The organism is Paenibacillus nasutitermitis, assembly GCF_014641075.1.
GTDB lineage: Bacteria > Bacillota > Bacilli > Paenibacillales > Paenibacillaceae > Paenibacillus_Z > Paenibacillus_Z nasutitermitis.
In genome coordinates this window covers 634,520-650,101 of the sequence record NZ_BMHP01000001.1, presented here as the reverse complement: position 1 = coordinate 650,101, position 15,582 = coordinate 634,520, and the positions used below count along the sequence as shown (strand labels likewise).

General features: G+C 44.7%; 12 protein-coding genes. 5 read left to right on the top strand and 7 right to left on the bottom strand.

What is annotated here, in order from left to right; genetic code table 11:
* Positions 1-9 precede the first annotated feature (9 nt).
* The 7 genes from IEY46_RS02715 to IEY46_RS02680 form a co-directional block, all read right to left on the bottom strand.
* The gene (locus IEY46_RS02715; RefSeq protein WP_188988881.1) at positions 10-900 is read right to left on the bottom strand and encodes a carbohydrate ABC transporter permease; all 891 of its coding nucleotides are present in this window, start codon (positions 898-900) and stop codon (positions 10-12) included.
* Between the two features lie 12 nt (positions 901-912).
* On the bottom strand, positions 913-1,842 hold the full coding sequence (locus IEY46_RS02710) for an ABC transporter permease (RefSeq protein WP_188988879.1): 930 nt from the start codon (positions 1,840-1,842) through the stop codon (positions 913-915).
* Positions 1,843-1,969: 127 nt separating this feature from the next.
* A complete protein-coding gene (locus IEY46_RS02705; RefSeq protein WP_188988877.1) occupies positions 1,970-3,517 on the bottom strand; it encodes an extracellular solute-binding protein in 1,548 nt (515 codons plus the stop codon).
* A 266-nt stretch (positions 3,518-3,783) separates the two neighbouring features.
* Positions 3,784-6,168, bottom strand: coding sequence for a helix-turn-helix domain-containing protein (locus IEY46_RS02700; RefSeq protein ID WP_188988875.1), 2,385 nt, complete (start codon positions 6,166-6,168; stop codon positions 3,784-3,786).
* 350 nt (positions 6,169-6,518) lie between these two features.
* The gene (locus IEY46_RS02690; RefSeq protein ID WP_188988871.1) at positions 6,519-8,111 is read right to left on the bottom strand and encodes an ABC transporter substrate-binding protein; all 1,593 of its coding nucleotides are present in this window, start codon (positions 8,109-8,111) and stop codon (positions 6,519-6,521) included.
* 56 nt (positions 8,112-8,167) lie between these two features.
* Positions 8,168-9,043, bottom strand: coding sequence for a carbohydrate ABC transporter permease (locus IEY46_RS02685; protein WP_188988869.1), 876 nt, complete (start codon positions 9,041-9,043; stop codon positions 8,168-8,170).
* Positions 9,044-9,054: 11 nt separating this feature from the next.
* Entirely contained in the window at positions 9,055-10,005 is a 951-nt protein-coding gene (locus IEY46_RS02680; protein ID WP_229750023.1) for an ABC transporter permease, read from the bottom strand.
* A gap of 277 nt (positions 10,006-10,282) precedes the next feature.
* Here IEY46_RS02680 and IEY46_RS02675 point away from each other — a divergent pair, with 277 nt between their 5' ends.
* The 5 genes from IEY46_RS02675 (at position 10,283) to cydS (ending at position 15,509) form a co-directional block, all read left to right on the top strand.
* Positions 10,283-12,592, top strand: a complete 2,310-nt coding sequence (locus tag IEY46_RS02675; protein WP_229750022.1) for an AraC family transcriptional regulator — start codon at positions 10,283-10,285, stop codon at positions 12,590-12,592.
* A gap of 239 nt (positions 12,593-12,831) precedes the next feature.
* The gene (locus IEY46_RS36730) at positions 12,832-12,954 is read left to right on the top strand and encodes a hypothetical protein (RefSeq protein WP_268239479.1); all 123 of its coding nucleotides are present in this window, start codon (positions 12,832-12,834) and stop codon (positions 12,952-12,954) included.
* 41 nt (positions 12,955-12,995) lie between these two features.
* A complete protein-coding gene (locus IEY46_RS02670) occupies positions 12,996-14,351 on the top strand; it encodes a cytochrome ubiquinol oxidase subunit I (protein WP_188988866.1) in 1,356 nt (451 codons plus the stop codon).
* The gene (locus tag IEY46_RS02665; protein ID WP_188988864.1) at positions 14,348-15,373 is read left to right on the top strand and encodes a cytochrome d ubiquinol oxidase subunit II; all 1,026 of its coding nucleotides are present in this window, start codon (positions 14,348-14,350) and stop codon (positions 15,371-15,373) included. The genes IEY46_RS02670 and IEY46_RS02665 overlap by 4 nt, the downstream gene beginning before the upstream one ends.
* A 34-nt stretch (positions 15,374-15,407) precedes the next feature.
* Entirely contained in the window at positions 15,408-15,509 is a 102-nt protein-coding gene (gene cydS / locus IEY46_RS36990; RefSeq protein ID WP_373288761.1) for a cytochrome bd oxidase small subunit CydS family protein, read from the top strand.
* Positions 15,510-15,582 lie beyond the last annotated feature (73 nt).

Here is a 15,582-nt window from a genome sequence, read left to right as displayed (position 1 = left end):
ATTGGTCTGCTATCCTTTGACCGAACCTGTCAATACCCCTTTGACAAAATGCTTCTGCAGAAATGGGTAAATGAGCAGAATCGGCAGCGTCGTCACCATGATGGCTGCAGCCTTAACGCTTTCCGCCGTTGGTTTCTCCGATAAGCTTGCAATGACCGATTGATTAATATCAGTCGAGCTATATTGCAGCACGATTTGCCTCATGATTGCCTGTACCGGAAGCAAGCTGGTGTCGGTGATGTAAATCATCGCATCAAACCAGGCGTTCCAGTGGCCGACTGCGTAGAATAGTCCAATTGTCGCAAATGTCGGCAGGCTAAGCGGCACGACGATACTGACAAGGATCCGCAGCGGCGACGCGCCGTCAATCATAGCGGATTCCTCAAGACTTTCCGGTATTTGCGTGAAGAAATTTTTCATGATAATCAAATACCAGGCGCTGACTAGCCCCGGAAGAACCATGACCCAGAATGTATTAGTCAGATGAAGACCCTTCATGAGCAAATAATTCGGAATAAGCCCGCCATCAATCAGCATCGTGACAAAGATCAATGCAATCACGGCATTCCGTCCAGGCAATTGTTTGCGCGCCAAACCGTAAGCCATCATCGCCGTTATAATCAGATTAAGTGCTGTGCCTATAACGACTCGCATAATCGTAATGTAGTAAGCGTGGTATAAGGTTGACGTTCCGCTTAGCAGTACTTTATATGCCGTTACATCCAATTTCTGCGGGATGAGGATGAAGCTTCCTCTGCGGATGAGCTCATTCTCGCTGACGAATGACGTTGAAAGAATCACCAGGAATGGCAGCAGGAATGATAACGACACAATCGTCAAAAATGAATAATTCCCGATTCTAAACAGTTTCTCGCCGAACGCTGTTTTTCTATTTACCATACTGATCCACCTCTACCAGATGCCTTCCTGATTTAGTTTTTTGGCCAAATAGTTCGTGCCAAGCAGCAGGACCATGGCGATAGCCGATTTGAATATAGCTACAGCCGTCGCAAATGAGTACTGCATCTCAACCATACCCTTCCGGTATACATACGTATCGATGATATCGGCTACTTTATATACAGGCGGGGAATACAGCAGGAAGATTTGTTCGAAACCCGCATTCAACAGTCCGCCGACTGCAAATATGAACATAATCACGATGACGAACATCATCCCGGGAAGAGTGATATGCCAAATTTGCTTGATTTTACTGGCACCATCTATAACCGCAGCTTCGTACTGCTGTGGATCGATCCCTGTAATCGCTGCCAAATAGATGATCGTCCCCCAGCCGACTTCTTTCCAAATGCCTGTCGTTACGAGAACGCTGCGAAAATAGTTTGTGTCTCCAAGAAAGTAGACGGGATCTACTCCTAGCTTCTGGAGCAGCCCATTCAAGATACCCCCATCCAGCGCAAAGACCGTTGTGATCAATCCCGCCATAACAACCATGGAAATAAAATGAGGAAGATACGAGATGGTTTGTACGAACTTTTTAAAAGCGGCTACCCGCACCTCATTCATCAGCAGCGCTAATATAATCGGAGCTGGAAATCCGAACAGCAACCGGTAAAAACTAATAATGATCGTGTTGCCAAGAATATCCCAGAAGTAATACGAACCCATAAACGTTCGAAAATGCTTAAGGCCGACCCACTCGGAGGAAAATATGCCCCGGAGACCGTCAAACGGCGCCACATCTTTAAAAGCAATGATAATACCGTAAAGCGGCACATAATGGAAAATAATAAAATAAAGCAGGCCAGGTAATATAAGCGCATAATACAGCTTGTTCTTGCGCAAGGTGACCCTGATGCTATTAGAGGCTTGTGCCTTCATATCAGCTTTCTCCTTTCTGCAAAATCTCTTGGCCGCAACCTGCGGATGTCCGCCCGGCAGGCGCCTCTAGGCGAACATCACGCATCGGAATCTGATTGCTTGTGACCAAATAATGCCTTGCGATTATTTACTTGGCTGCCTTCACTTTCATATTCTGGTCGGTGTAAACCTCAATCCATTTGTCCATGCCTGCATGATTTAGTTCTTGAAGGAATTTATCATACTCAGACATCGGTCTTGCTCCCATGATGAATTTCGTTACTTCCTCTTCCATCATGCGGGTCAAGTCCGACAGTGCAGGCACTTGCTCGTTAATCAACGCGTTATCGTATTTGTACGCTTCCTCCGCATCGCCAGGCATGAGGGCACGCTTCGTGTCCGTTATATATTTGCGCATATAGTCGAATTGCGGTGCGTTTACGGGGTCCTTCGATTCAAACTGGACCGTATATGCAAAGGTCGATCCGATAACGAACTCGCCGGCATAATCCGTATTCAATGTCTCTAACACCCGTTTTTCCTTATCTACGTATTTCCAATGCTTGCCTTCGATGCCATAAAAGGCGAGGAAATAATTTTCAATATCGGAATGCAGCCAATCGATATACTTTATAACCGTTTCGGCGTTTTTCGAACTTTTGCTGATCGCCCATCCGCTGACATCAATGCCGCCCATACTGGTCACGTAGCCTTTGGGTCCTTTCAGCTCGGCAGCAACCTCATATTTGGCATTGGGTTCGTTCTGCTGCAGCGCACTTTCATTGCCTGCTATAGATGAATACCATCCTGCAAATCCAGCTGCGCGGTTCTGCTTGACCAATTCGGTGATGCGTTCGTTTTTTGCTGAGAAAGCTTCCTTGAAGATATAGCCCTTCTGATACCAGTCAGCCATCTTGGCAAGGAACTCCTTATAACCCGGATGCATCACAGCAGGCTTCACTTTGCCGTCCGTGTCGATCCAATTGCCATACCCCGTACCCATAAAACCGGCGGCCAACGAGTTGTTTAAGCCAGACAAGTTCGTGAGCAGCGGAATCGTCTGACCAGATCCAGCCGGATCCTTCTCCTTGAACGTTTTCAGTACATTTTCCAATTCATCGATGGTGGTCGGCATTTGCAGCCCTAACTTGCTCAACCAATCTGTACGCATGTAAACCGTATTTCCTGCAATTGCAGGCAGCCTTGGAATTCCCCATATTTTCTTATCCGGTGTCGATACGGCATCCCATGAAGTCGCCCAATCCTCAGGCCATAGCTTTCGGATATTCGCTCCGTATTTGTCTAACAGATCATTCAGCGGCATGAGCGCCCCTTTGCTTTGGAAGTTGGGCAATTTGCCCGCCAAAAACACGTCGAGCGGTTCATTGGAAGCCAATAATATGTTCAACTTCTCTTCCTCTGTTCCTTTTGGAGGAATAATCGGGACGACCTCAATGCCGATCTTGTCGATGATCGCCTGCTTGACGAGCTCAAGATCCTCCGGCTTACTCATCTTCGTTTGGGATACTTGACCACCGTTTGCATAGAAATAAATTTTTTCTGTTTTCGTTGAAGCCTCCGAATTGGAATCGGTTGTAGGATTCGTTCCTCCGGACTCTTTGTTACCCGACGAACAAGCCGAAACAGATAAGACGACTGAAGCGGCTAAGATAAGGTGACTTGCTTTTTTCAACATGCAAAAAAAACCTCCCTTTAATTGTTGAACCAATCATGATCATACGAGCGGGTTCCGGAACCCGCCATACGGTTAACCACACTCATCGTAACGGGTAACCGCTTTCTTCGAAATGCCTCATTCTTGTACTGAAGTCCCTTAAAACCGACGAAGTAAGAAATGGAGCATCCCGAAAAATAGAGGATATTCATGCAAGCATGAAGAAACGGCTAACGCCGCCCTCAACCTTTCCTGCAATTAGAAAAAGACGGATTGCTCCGTCCTCATTAAGCTTCAATTTCAGCCGTTTGGACATACATTTTACGAAATTCTCCTGGTGTTGTCCCTGTGCGCTCTTTGAACAGTTTGATAAAATGATTCACCTTCACATAACCGACCCGTTCGCAAATGTCCTTGACTTTCAGATCGGATTGGATCAGCATCACTTTGCTCTTCTCGATCCGAGCGGCAGTCAAGTACACTAGAAACGTCTGTCCGGTCTTCTCCTTGAAGCTGCGGCTGAGGTAAGAGGGATTCAGTCCGAGCCGTTCGGCGATAAGCGACAACGAGATGGTATCACCGCAATCCTCTTCAATCATCGCCAACACTTCCTGGACATGCCTGTTCGTCTTTTCCTGATGCGCTTCGCCAATTGACTCGATCATCATGGAGACAATTGAAGCGAACCAGGCGCGTATCCCATCGAGGTCGCCCTTCTGCAGCAGCTCCAGATACATATTGTTCTTCGCCCGCATCGTCTTCTGCAGGTCGAGTCCATATTGGCCTGCGGTATCCATCAGGCCGACCAGCAATCGCATCAACGATTGCTGCATTTGTCGGAATTGCGTTTTGCCACCCTGGCCCTGCACACTCTGATCGATCAAATTATCCAACACAAGAAGGGCTTCCGATTTGTCGCCGATCTTGATACAGTGCTTCAGCAAATCTTCTTTATCCTTCGGATATTGAGAACTCTTTCCGTTCTCCGGCCGAATATCTTCAATGTAGACAATATCGCCTTGACCAGTCATATCACGGTAGCCGAGTGCCTCCACTGCTTCTTCGTAGGTTATCATTAAATCCGTAATTTCGCGGCAGTAAGAGCCGATGCCGATTGAACAGCGAAGTCCGGTCTCGCTGTGGATGCCCGTTTGAACATGTTCAGCAATCGTGAAGATATCGGCAAACTCGTCTTCACGGCAATTGAGCAGCAGCGCGAACATTTCTTCGTTCAATTCAACGAGCACCGAACGATGCTCGCCTGAGCCGATGATTTGCCGTTCGATCATATCGGCCGCCCGAAGCTTATTCATACTATACTTCTCGACACCGGTTTGCCTTCCTTTTGGGTCTTCCACCATAATCAACAGCAGCGTAATATCCTGCAATTCCAGATCGATATCCAGAAAATTTATCCGCTCACTGATTTCTTCTTTTGTGTATGTCCCATTTTTGATCAAGGTGTGCAAGAACTTCTCGCGGTAAGCAGGCAGGCTTTCCTTCAATCTGACCTGTAAGCTCTTGCGGCCCTCATAGGCTTCAACCAGACCATTGCGAATTGTTTTCAGTTCGCCAAGTTGGTTTCTTCCCGTTGTTGTCGAAACCGGACTATGGTTGCTGATGACAAAATGAAGCAAATGCCGAATGGGGTTGTAAATATCGCGGCTCGTCAAAAAAGCGAGAAGAGCCGTCGCAACGAACAACAGCGTTCCAATCGTCACCATGATGCTGCGTAAATTGTTGATGCTTGTGTAGAGCACATCCAGATCGGTCACATTGACAAACGTCCAGCCGAGTATCGAGGAATTTGATAAAGTTGCCATAAGGCGATAGTTGTCAAGACGAATCTCTACGGCCTCTGTGGAGCCGTCGAATAATCGGGATTTCTGTAATTCCTCATCCGCTTGGACAATTAGCTGATCAGCGCGATCGTACAACATAAGCTTGCTTCCTTTGGAATAGACAGAGAAGCTGCCGCTTTGCTTGCCGTCCAGTTTCTTGACCAAGTTATCGTATACGAGCTGGGCATCGAGATTGAACACGACATAATTGCCTTCGTAGCTGGACCTGAATACAATCGGAATAACTTGCTTGTGCGTCCCGTTCGATTTAACGGCATCGCGGACATCCATAATGATCGGATAGGTATAGCTTTTCTCCGACAGTCCCAGATCCCAATCCTTGTCATAGAAACGATCGGCCGGATATTGCAGATCGCTCTGGGTCAGCATCATATTTTTAGCGTGATCGAACATGTATACAGAATCAATAAAATTGCTCGACATCCTCAGATTATCAATATTAAAGCTTAGCTTCGCCTTGCTCGTCAAATATTTCTGCAGGCCCGGCATATCTTCTGCATGAAAAGCGCCTGTCAGCCGCTCATAATACTCACCACGGGGAAACTGGGCATAATCACGATATGTACTATCGGAAATGAATTGCATAAAGCTGTTCCCGATCTGGTCGATCACAAGCTCCATCGCATGCACGGATTGATTAAGCGAAGCCAGATTCGCTGCCTGCAATTCAGCTTTCATCGTCGACTTCGTATTTTGATAAAATAAAAAGCTGAGCAGCAGAAGGGGAACCACAGACACAAGCAGTGTATGAGTAACCAGCTTGATCAGAAAATTTCGGCCTTTGGAGACCCTTATCAGCTTATGGAGCATCGGAATCCCCCTTATCTTTTAAATAAAATTAATTGTACCACATGGTTGTAACCGCATACAGTAGATGAAATAACCAACTGGCATCAAGTAAAAAATGAGGCATCCGAAAAAAATGGGGCTATTCGTATTAAACAACAATGGGTTTCATTCTTATGATCGCTCAGTCCATCGCTTTACTGGCTCTTCCTAACATAATGGCGAATATCGTCGATATCGGAATCGCACAAGGCGACATCCGCTATGCGATCTGCAGACGTAAAAAAGGGAACCTTCATGTAAATTCAACGAATTGATCTACAGTGTAAGTTCCCAGTTTTTATTATAATTCCTTACTATTCCTTAATTACTTCTTACTTGTTTGTTGCTCTCCACTCATCCAATTGCTTTTGCTTCTCGGCAATAATTGTATCTGACCCTGCTTTCTTTAATTTATCAATGAAGATGGGCAAGTACTTATCCGGATCTACAGAACCGGAAGCTAAAGCGTAATAAAGCTCAGTAAAGGCAGCATCGACATTAGCCTTCTCAGCCTTCACAGGTGTAAAGTCGAATACAAATCCTAAGGCATTTGAAGGTGTGGCATTTTTATTAAGGTCGATCCACATCTGAGTATACTTTTCGTCGTTACCTTTAGGATCACCTTCAAACAAATAGCTAAGCGTCATGTTGCCGAACTCCCACGGGGAAAAAATCTGGTAACCTCCTTCTTTATTCGTTTCAATACGGTTTTCCGCCACTTTCTTGTAATGTTTACCCTCAACGCCCCATACCAGTGCATTGTAAATTTCTTTGTCTGTGTTAAGAAGGTTTATGAACATCATAGCCCTCTCTATGTTTGGAGAATTCGCAGAGATAGCTGTTATTGTAGCAGAAGCTTTATCCGTAGTAAGCAAAGGCTTAACGAACTGGAGGTCATAGGACTGCGTATCCGGATTGAAATTGGACATCCTTCCTCCTGCATCCATTCCCGCATTCTCAAAAGCTATTGAGTCATTATCTATCTGGCCTAACATAAGAGCATTTTTTCCAGCTTTACGATCTGAAGCGGTTTCTTTTAATGTAGCGGCATCTTTCCTTAAATATCCTTTGGTGTACCATTCTCTCATCAGGGTTACATATTCTAAAAATTCTGGTGTTTCATACTGGTTAACAACCTTACTGGCATCTGTTAAGTAAAGATCTCCGGGAGTCTTGGGATCGCCTAAGGTCTCCAGGCCGAACATGGGAGGAGCCACCTGGAACGGATCAGCCTGTTGACTGTATTCCCAAGGTATAAGATTAGGTTCGTTCTTCTTAACCGTTTCCAGAAATGGGGTCAGGTCCGAAAGCTTCGTGATTGACTTCCAGTCCAGCTTATACTTATCCGCTACGGCTTTCTGTATTTCATAGCCGTACCCTGCGGTTGACTGTTGGAAGACAGGCACGCCATAGATTTGTCCTTTAACTTTCACGGCATTCCAGAACATGTCAGGAATACCGCCCTTCATGTCCGGATATTTTTCAATTAATTCATCCAGCGGCGCATAAGCTCCATTCGCCACGTTTTGGAAATAGTTGTTTAAATTTCCGGCTGTCCAGGCAATATCGTAGGGCTCCCCGGAAGCCATAATAACTTTCATTTTCTCTTCGTACGTGCCCCAATCAATAAGTTTGAGATGAATCGTAGCATTAATCTTCGGCTGAACAAGCTTATTCAAATTATCTTCTACAGATTGTAAATCCTGCTGAGGCGAATTCGGGAAATAGTACGTAAGATCAACAGGCGGTAACTCGGTCTCGGCTGGTTTATCCTCCGGTGCCGTCTCCTTGGTTGTCGTTGCAGGTGCAGGTTCAGGCGGATCCGTATTTACTTTATTCTCTTGTTTGGAACAACCCGCAAGCACGATCGTGAAACCAAGACCCATCGCTAGCACAGACTTCAGCATTTTCTTTGTTCTTTTCATGTTTTGACCTCCGCATTTTTTATACTAAACAGGCTTATGCCCAGTAAAGCCATACCTTACGATTTCACAGCGCCTAATGTAAGACCTTTTACGAAATATTTCTGTAAAAAAGGGTACGCCAGTATGATTGGCCCTATTGCCAAAATGCATGTTGCCATCCTCGCGGTCTCATCCGGCTGAGCAGCTGCGGCTCTTGCCGTCAACGCATTACCTTGGAGAAAGGCGATGTTATTCATAATGGACTGAAGGAGGAACTGCAGCGTATACAGCTTACCGTTCTCAATGAAGAGAGCCGCAGTAAACCAGTCATTCCAGAGAAAGACGGCGGTGAAAAGACCGATCGTTGCGAGCACTGGCGTCGATAAGGGGATGACAAGCTTTAAAAACGTATTAAATTCACCTGAACCATCAATTCTTGCAGACTCTATAATGGATTCCGGAATCGTAAACTTAAAAAAATTTCTCATGATGAGTACATTCACGGATGAGACAAGATAAGGAACAAACAGCACAAATAGAGTGTCTTTCAGATGAAGAAATTTCGAGAGCAGGATATACCAAGGCACGATTCCCCCATTGAATAATAGACAGAACACGACTAAGAAGGAAACGATGTTCCTGTATTTCACTTCATTTCTTGAAAGGCTGTATGCAAACATTGATGAAATGACAAGATGCAATAAGGTACCTGCGACTGTAACGAGGATCGTGACTCCGTATGCCTGTAATAGAGGCGAGTTTCCGTTAAGAATATATTCATAAGCACTGAAACTAAACTTCCTAGGAATGAAATGGTAGCCAAACTGGAATATAGATTGCTCATCGGACAATGAAATGGAAAGAACCACTAACAATGGCAACAAACATAGTGCGCAGCAGACCATAAAGCTGAGATTAATGACTGTACTGGATAACGAAATTCGCTGATTCATCTTATCTCCTCCTAAAACAACGCACTGTCACGATCATACCGTTTTATCAAATAGTTCGACACAAGAACAAGGACAAAACCAACACAGGACTGGTACAAGCCTACAGCCGAAGACATTCCAAAATCGCTCATCGTTTTAAGTGATCTGTAGACATAGGTGTCAATTACATTGGTGGTGCTAAACAGCACACCTGATTCCTTCGGCAGATTATAAAATAATCCCCAGTCCCCGAAAGCAGCATAAAAGATTTTACCCACTTGCAGGAGCAGCAAGGTGACTGTGATTGGGGCCAACATCGGAATTGTGATCTTGATGGCTTGCTGAAGCCTGCTTGCTCCATCCATTTTCGCAGCCTCATAAAACTCGGTGGAAATTCCCGCTATACCTGCAGCAAATATGACAGAGAAATAACCGACATTCTTCCATACATAAGCCGCCGGCAATAACATCCTCCAGTAACCTGGCTCCGAGTACCACTGAACAGGCTCGAATCCGACTGCCAGTAGAATATTGTTAATAATGCCTTTATCCATACTTAGAAAAGAGAACAGTAAATATTCAGCTACTACCCACGACAAGAGATAAGGAAGCAGTAAAATGCTCTTATAAGCACCTGCAAGAAAACGATTGCCGATTTCGTTGATCAGAATGGCAATCACGAGCGATAAACCAATACCGAGAATAATAAAAATGAGGTTATAGAAGATCGTATTGAATGTGATTTGAAAAAGCGCATCCGATTGGAAGAGAAAAGTGAAGTTCTTGAACCCGATCCACTTACTCCCGAAAATACCCTTGATCGGGTTGTATTCTTCAAATGCGATAACCACTCCGAGCATAGGCAAATAATAGATCACAATAATGTAGATCAGCCCGGGGAGCATCATGGCATAAAAGATCTTATTTTTAATGATCTCACTTATAAAGGGTATGGGTCGTCTGCTGGTCGTCTTGCCTTTCATCCGCATTTCTCCTTATTGTAAAATGTTTTTTGTAAACTGAGCATAAGTCGAATGCCAGCGTCATGGATACAACAATAAAACGATAGAACACCGTTTTTTTGAAAATAGGCCAACGAAAATTATTCAATCCTCTAAAAAATGAACATCTCACGAAAAAAGTACAATAGTGTTGAGTTTCTACTTCGGATATATTACAGTGGATATACAAAATTTCCCGGTTATCCAGTCCTTCAACAAAGGTGGTTTAAGGATGTACAGAAAGTTGCTCCTCTCGTTCGTGGCCAGTATCACAACCTTAATTCTGATGCTCTCCTCCCTGCTGTACTATAACTACACCTCTTCCTCCGTCGAAACGGTAAAAGGGTTGAACGAAAATATATTGTCCAAAATCAGCTACAGCTCTGTATATATGGACAATCTCTCCGAAAAGTTCTGTCAATCATTATTGCTGAATAACGGAATTATGGCTTTTGCTTACAGTACCACGGAAGATATTCTTAATATCAGCAACGCGATTAAAACCTTAAATGATTTAACGATCCCCAACTCCTACATTCAATCGACCTACATTTATAACCCTCAAATTGATACGATTATTGCCAAGGAAACTTTTTATAACAGTGCCGACTTTTACGATAAAGAAATTGTCCGTTTGTTGAAGAGCCCCCGCACCAACCAATCGGCTCCCCTTTATCCAATCCCAAGAAAAATCCCGACTCTACAAGGTGGAGAGACAGCCTTTGCCAATGTATATACCTACATTTTATTCGATACCTTTTATAATACCGGAAGCTTCAACAGTGCCATCGTATTAAACGTGGATGCCGACTGGTTACGGTTAACGATCTCCTCCCTGAACAATAATATGAGCAACGAAGGAAACGAAATTTTTGTCATCGATGAGAAAGGTACAATCATAAGCCACAGTTTATCCGATATGTTCATGCAGAATATTGCAGATCAGCCCTATATTCGTAACATTCTCTCCGATGCTGCTCCATCAGGTACTTTTTTTGATCAGCTGGACAAAAAAAAATATGTCATCTCCTATGTTTCTTCCGATGTTTTGAAATGGAAATTTCTAAGTCTGACTCCTTATGACTCCGTATTTTCGAGCGTCAAAAAAAATGGGTATATTACCATCATTTTTTGCCTGATTATTTTGCTAATGGGACTTTTATTCTCTTTTCTTGCATCCAAAAGGTTATATAGTCCGCTTGGCGCTCTTACCAGGGGGATCAAGCAAAAACTGGCTTTAGAAGATAAACTGGAGAAGAAAATGGATGAGGTAGGTTTTCTTTCGAGTACGTTCACCGGAATCATTGATAAGACAAGCCTGCTCGAGAATAGAAATAGAGATAATTCTCTCCTCTTAAAAAATAATTTCTTGAAAAATTTGGTGACCGGTCACGGCTTCCTTTCAACGGATAAAATAATCGCCAAAGAAAAAGAATTTAATTTCCACGTAAAATTTACGAACACCTTGTTTTTATTTATTTTGAAAATTGACTCCTTCAAAGATTTTTCCAATACGTATAATGAGAATGACCGATCTTTATATAAATATGCGATTGTGAATATAGCCAAAGAAATTACTTCCCAGCATTATAGAAACGAAGTTATCGACACTGCAATGGACCATATTACGGTATTGGCAGACATCGATGGCTATTCAGGTAAAGAAGATGAGTTATATGACCTATTCAAGGCTATCATCACTAATATTCAAAACCAAGTTATGCAGTATTTGAATATCTCCTTATCCGGAACGCTTGGGTTTCCAGTCGATTCTCCTCCTAACATTAAGCCTAAATACGAAGAGACGCTTCTTCTTTCCATGTATCGAATTAAATTGGGACATTTAAGCATCATAACCCCGGACATCTTGAAGCAAGTCGATGATGGCTCCTTTATGTTCCCAGCTTCAAAAGAAAAACAGCTCATCGATTGTCTGAAGCTGGGAAGTGGCGGGGCTGCTAAAGAAGCCTACAAGGAAATTATTAAAACGATGGAACATTCCTCCTATGACAATATCATCACATCCGTCATATCCTTGTTTTTTTCCATTTATAACTCACTTAGCCGAATCACAGAGGGTTCACAATCGACATTCAACAATATTTCCATTGATTTCTTCAACAAGGTCGGTAGATTTGAGACTTTTCAGGAAATCGAACAGACATTTTTCGAATTATTCGATGAAATCATTCTGCTGAAAGAGGGCTTAAAGGACAGGAAAAAAAATGAAATCGTAAATAAGGTGATCGACATGATAAACGAATCCTTTGCAGATAAGAATCTTACGTTGAATAACTGTGCGGACGTGTTCAACATATCATCCGTTTATCTTGGTAAGATGTTTAAAACGACAACTGGCAAGTCCGTAGCCGAATACATCACGATGGTACGGATGGAGCATATTAAAAATTATTTAGAGCAATCTCCATTGCCGATTAACGAAATATTGGAGAAATGCGGAATGGAAATGTCAAATTACTTCTACACAAGTTTTAAAAAATATTTCGGAGTCTCGCTAACCGAATATCGATTAACCCATAGCAGAAAAAACAATCGTGTAAACCATTAAAATTTGCGGTTTGCCAAAGAAGTGCCGGGACTTGCCCAGTTTTGCATTGATCATGAGCTTGATCCAACTGAACACACAAGTGGTCCAACTTGTGTGTTCAGTTGGATTGTTGATGAGGGTCCATTCATTACTTAGACAACAATTAGTCAATCCCTGGTCACATATGATTGTGAAAAATATCACAATTTCATCTATACTAGAAGCAATAGACAACAATCACCCAGAAAGAAGGGATTCTCATGGCTGACAAGCAGCAGCATTCATCCGGCGAACGAATTGCCAAACAGGAGAAACGTCTTATTATTCTTTGCGTCGTGGTAGCTGTTATTATGCTGCTCGCACTTTCCCGGCGGATTTTTTAATTATAATCACTTACTCTATCAGATAAAGGAGGGTTTTGAACATGCTGCTTAGCGGATACGATCCGGTCATGTACAGCCGGATACTCACATCGTTCACACTCGCTTTTCACATTATTTATGCCACGATCGGCGTCGGGGTGCCGCTGATGATTGCGCTTGCGGAATGGATCGGGATCAGGCGCAATGATCCGCATTACCTGCTGCTTGCCAGACGCTGGGCACGGGGGTTCGTTATCACCGTAGCCGTCGGTGTAGTAACGGGGACCGCTATCGGACTGCAGCTCAGTCTGCTGTGGCCAAGCTTTATGCGTGTAGCCGGCCAATCCATCGCGCTGCCACTGTTTATGGAGACCTTTGCTTTTTTCTTCGAAGCGATTTTTCTCGGCATTTATTTATATACCTGGGACCGTTTCAAGAACAGAATGATTCATTTCTGGCTGCTCGTTCCCGTTGTGATCGGCTCTTCCGGTTCGGCGTTCTTTATTACCATCGTCAATGCATTCATGAATGCACCGGCTGGTGTTACGGTTGTCGATGGCGCCATCACCGACATTTCGCCGTTCGGCGCGATGCTCAGCCCTGCCATGCCGACCAAGGTATCGCATGTGCTGATTACTGCCTATACAACCTGCGCGTTCGCTTTGGCCGCTATTGCCGCTTATTCCCTGCTGAAAGGCCGAAATCATGTCTATCATAAGAAAGCGCTGAAACTGACCATGGTATCCGCTTTTGTGTTCCTGATCGGCAGTGCTGTTATCGGCGACTTGTCGGGCAAATACCTTGCCAGCTATCAGCCGGAGAAGCTGGCTGCTATGGAGTGGCATTTCGAAACCTCCACTCAGGCGCCTCTCGTGCTTGGCGGGATTCTCGACGAGAATAATGAAATCAAATACGGGCTGAAGATTCCATTCGCCCTCAGCATATTGGCGCACGGGAATCCCAATTCGGAAGTTACCGGACTGAACGATATCCCGGATGATGAACAGCCGCCGCTCTGGATTCATTATTTGTTTGATATCAAAATGGGGTTTGTCGCTTTGATGGTTCTGATATCCTCGGCCTTCATGCTGGTGCTCTGGCGCAAACGCCAGCTTGCTTTCACGAACAAATGGCTGCTGTGGGGAATCGTGTTGGCAGCACCTGTCTCTATGCTGACCATTGAGCATGGCTGGATCTTCGCGGAGGTTGGGCGCCAGCCCTGGATTCTCCACGGCATCATGAAAACCTCTGAGGGCGCAACCGTCTCGGATCACGTGGATACGATGCTGATCGTCTTCACTGCCTTATACGTCGTGCTCGGCTTCACCTCGGTGCGCGTGCTGATCAAAATGTTTAAAACCAATCATGTGGAAGACGAGATGAAAGCCAGAGGGATTGAGGAGGGTGATGGACAATGAGTTATGAGGTGCTTGGCATCACCGTACTGTGGATTTTCCTGTTCGGCTATCTCATTGTAGCTTCCATCGACTTCGGCGCCGGTTTTTTCAGCTACTACAGCACCATTACAGGCAAACGCCATCTGATCCACAATATTATTGAACGGTATCTATCGCCGGTATGGGAAGTAACCAACGTCTTTCTCGTTTTCTTCTTCGTGGGGATCGTCGGCTTCTTCCCGGACACCGCCTATTATTACGGAACCGCCCTCTTGGTTCCGGGCAGCGTAGCGATTGTGCTGCTGGCCATCCGCGGCGCTTATTATGCTTTCAGCGCTTACGGCTCGAAGAAAAACAACCGTTTCTATATCATGCTCTACGGGGCAAGCGGCCTGTTGATCCCGGCGGCCTTATCGACCGTCATGACGATTTCAGAAGGGGGATATATTGCGGTCAGTGGCGATGGCAAGGTCAGCTTTTTGTTCGGCAAGCTGTTTACCAGCAGCTATTCCTGGACCGTCGTGCTGCTGGCGATCGTGAGCGTTCTCTATATATCGGCCATGTTTCTGAGCTACTATGCCAACCGCGCGAATGACAGCAACGCATTTGAGGTGGTGCGCAAATATGCGCTCGCCTGGAGCGGCCCGACGATATTGAGCAGCCTCCTTGTATTCTTCGCGATCCGCAATCATAATCCGGTGCATTTTGAGCAGATGCTGTCCTATGCCTGGATGTTCATTGTTTCCTTTGCCTGCTTTCTCGTTGCAGTCTACCTGGTATGGTCGCGCAAAAAGCTGGGTCTTTCCTTCATCTTCGTCATGCTGCAGTTCGGATTCGCGTTCTTTGGTTATGGCAGAGCGCATTTGCCTTATATTCTTTACCCGCACTTGACCATTTATGATAATTTCACCAGCGAGCCGATGGCTCTGGCGCTGATCGCCGTCTTTATTCTTGGGCTGCTGCTGCTCATCCCGTCACTCTATCTGCTTATGCGTCTGTTCCTGTTCGATGCGAAATATGTTCAGGGAAAAAGGGGCAAATAAAAAAAGCGTTTTTAAAAACTTAGGAGGTGATCAGATGGAGGATTTCTTGATATTTGTTGCTCCCTTTCTGGTTGTAGCCTGCGCGGTTGTATTCCTGTTCTGGCTGTTTGGCCGGAAGCAGAAGAAACAGGGCTGAAGAGAAATTGACAACGAACGGCTGATAAAATGAAAACAAATCGCCACAAGCCTATTTAGATCGTAGGTTGTGG

Excerpts from the sequence above, each read along its gene's own strand:
- IEY46_RS36730 (WP_268239479.1), top strand. The coding sequence starts at position 12,832 with ATGGCTGACAAGCAGCAGCATTCATCCGGCGAACGAATTGCCAAACAG.
- IEY46_RS02700 (WP_188988875.1), bottom strand. The coding sequence starts at position 6,168 with ATGCTCCATAAGCTGATAAGGGTCTCCAAAGGCCGAAATTTTCTGATC.
- IEY46_RS02715 (WP_188988881.1), bottom strand. The coding sequence starts at position 900 with ATGGTAAATAGAAAAACAGCGTTCGGCGAGAAACTGTTTAGAATCGGG.
- IEY46_RS02680 (WP_229750023.1), bottom strand. The coding sequence starts at position 10,005 with ATGAAAGGCAAGACGACCAGCAGACGACCCATACCCTTTATAAGTGAG.
- IEY46_RS02710 (WP_188988879.1), bottom strand. The coding sequence starts at position 1,842 with ATGAAGGCACAAGCCTCTAATAGCATCAGGGTCACCTTGCGCAAGAAC.
- IEY46_RS02705 (WP_188988877.1), bottom strand. The coding sequence starts at position 3,517 with ATGTTGAAAAAAGCAAGTCACCTTATCTTAGCCGCTTCAGTCGTCTTA.
- cydS (WP_373288761.1), top strand. The coding sequence starts at position 15,408 with ATGGAGGATTTCTTGATATTTGTTGCTCCCTTTCTGGTTGTAGCCTGC.
- IEY46_RS02670 (WP_188988866.1), top strand. The coding sequence starts at position 12,996 with ATGCTGCTTAGCGGATACGATCCGGTCATGTACAGCCGGATACTCACA.
- IEY46_RS02665 (WP_188988864.1), top strand. The coding sequence starts at position 14,348 with ATGAGTTATGAGGTGCTTGGCATCACCGTACTGTGGATTTTCCTGTTC.
- IEY46_RS02685 (WP_188988869.1), bottom strand. The coding sequence starts at position 9,043 with ATGAATCAGCGAATTTCGTTATCCAGTACAGTCATTAATCTCAGCTTT.
- IEY46_RS02690 (WP_188988871.1), bottom strand. The coding sequence starts at position 8,111 with ATGAAAAGAACAAAGAAAATGCTGAAGTCTGTGCTAGCGATGGGTCTT.